Origin of the sequence: Herminiimonas sp. (assembly GCF_030645555.1) — a bacterium.
GTDB lineage: Bacteria > Pseudomonadota > Gammaproteobacteria > Burkholderiales > Burkholderiaceae_D > Oxalicibacterium.
The window spans coordinates 1-1,500 of record NZ_JAUSME010000123.1 but is presented as its reverse complement, the minus strand read 5'-3'; the positions used below and the strand labels follow the sequence as shown (position 1 = coordinate 1,500).

The following is a 1,500-nucleotide window of genomic DNA, read 5'->3' as shown; positions in this document are numbered from 1 at the left end:
TTCCTGGCAATGGGACTTGGCGAACAGGCTGTCGCGCTTGCCTCCAATGCATTCCTTTTCGAAGAGTTCCTCGCGCGTGAACTTGCTGCCGGCCGACTCAAACTCGACCTGAAGCCGTTGGCCGAGCAGAAGGCGCTACTGCATGGCCACTGCCATCAGAAAGCATTCGACGCCGTGACGCCGGTGCAGAAGGTGCTGGGCCTGATTCCGGGGCTCAAGGTAGAACTGATCGAGTCGAGTTGCTGCGGCATGGCGGGAAGCTTCGGTTACGAAGCAAGTCACCATGACGTGTCGATGCAGATGGGCGAGCTGTCCCTGCTGCCGGCCGTACGCCAGGCCGACGGCGACACCATCGTGGTTGCAGATGGCACAAGCTGCCGGCACCAGATTGCGGACGGGGCGCAACGCGAGGCGTGGCATGTGGCGCGAGTGCTGGAGATGGCGCTGGCGTGAGCTGCGCAGCGGATTGGAAGTTTGTTTCGGCTAGCGGGACCTGACGGTCCCGCAGCACCACCAGCGAGGCTTGTGCGGCCTTAACGCCGCAGCAGCTCCATGATGTCCTCGAGCTCGTGGCGGATCGCGATCGTATCGATATCGAGCGGCGGCAAGGCCACCAGATCTTCCGGGATTTCGTGTGTGCTGCGGCTGTCGAGCTTGTTGCGCGCACCGCTGATGGTGAAGCCCTGCTCATAGAGCAGCTCACGGATGCGGCGGATCAGCAGGACTTCATGATGCTGGTAGTAGCGCCGGTTGCCGCGCCGCTTGACGGGCTTGAGCTGGGCGAATTCCTGTTCCCAGTAGCGCAGCACATGCGGCTTCACGCCGCACAATTCGCTGACCTCGCCGATCGTGAAATACCGCTTCGCAGGGATGGGCGGCAATACGACCGGCTCGGGCTTGCTGATGCGCTCGCTCATGGGGACTCAATCAGGCGATCTCGGCGACCGGCTGTTGCTGCGTCGGTTCGACCAGGCTCTTCAATTTCTGGCTGGCGTGGAAGGTCACTACCCGCCGCGCAGTGATGGGAATTTCCTCGCCGGTCTTGGGATTGCGACCGGGACGCTGTGGCTTGTCGCGAAGCTGGAAATTGCCGAAACCCGACAGCTTGACTGCTTCGCCGGATTCCAGCGCCTTGCGGATCTCGTCGAAAAAAGTCTCGACCATATCCTTCGCTTCGCGCTTGTTGAGACCGACCTGTTCGAACAGCAGCTCGGCAAGTTCCGCCTTGGTCAGCGTCGGCAGGTCTTTCTCGGCCTTGCTGCGCGCTTGCGATTCATACACCGCACGGCTCAGGTCAGCCGCCAGGACGGATTGGAATTCAGCAGTGTTCACGTCATTCATGTCTGTTTCCTGGCCTGTCATGTGCGCAATCTGGCGCCATGCTTGCTCTGGACTGCGGCAATGAACGCGGCCATTGCTTCGTCTACTTTGTTGTCGCTCAGGGTTGATTGAGTATCTTGCAGAGTAAACCGGAAAGCAAGACTTTTTTCGTCATCTTCC

General features: G+C 60.3%; 4 protein-coding genes. 1 reads left to right on the top strand and 3 read right to left on the bottom strand.

Annotated features, from left to right (window positions below; translation table 11 throughout):
• The coding region (locus tag Q7T06_RS04900) for a (Fe-S)-binding protein (protein ID WP_370652343.1) at positions 1–453 on the top strand (453 nt) is incomplete at its 5' end.
• 80 nt (positions 454–533) lie between these two features.
• Here Q7T06_RS04900 and Q7T06_RS04895 read toward each other — a convergent pair.
• The 3 genes from Q7T06_RS04895 to Q7T06_RS04885 all read right to left on the bottom strand — a co-directional run.
• The gene (locus Q7T06_RS04895) at positions 534–917 is read right to left on the bottom strand and encodes a MerR family transcriptional regulator (RefSeq protein WP_304781140.1); all 384 of its coding nucleotides are present in this window, start codon (positions 915–917) and stop codon (positions 534–536) included.
• A 10-nt stretch (positions 918–927) separates the two neighbouring features.
• Positions 928–1,341, bottom strand: coding sequence for an integration host factor subunit alpha (locus Q7T06_RS04890; protein WP_304781136.1), 414 nt, complete (start codon positions 1,339–1,341; stop codon positions 928–930).
• A 17-nt stretch (positions 1,342–1,358) separates the two neighbouring features.
• A partial coding sequence (locus tag Q7T06_RS04885; protein ID WP_304781144.1) for a hypothetical protein occupies positions 1,359–1,500 on the bottom strand: 142 nt, incomplete at its 5' end.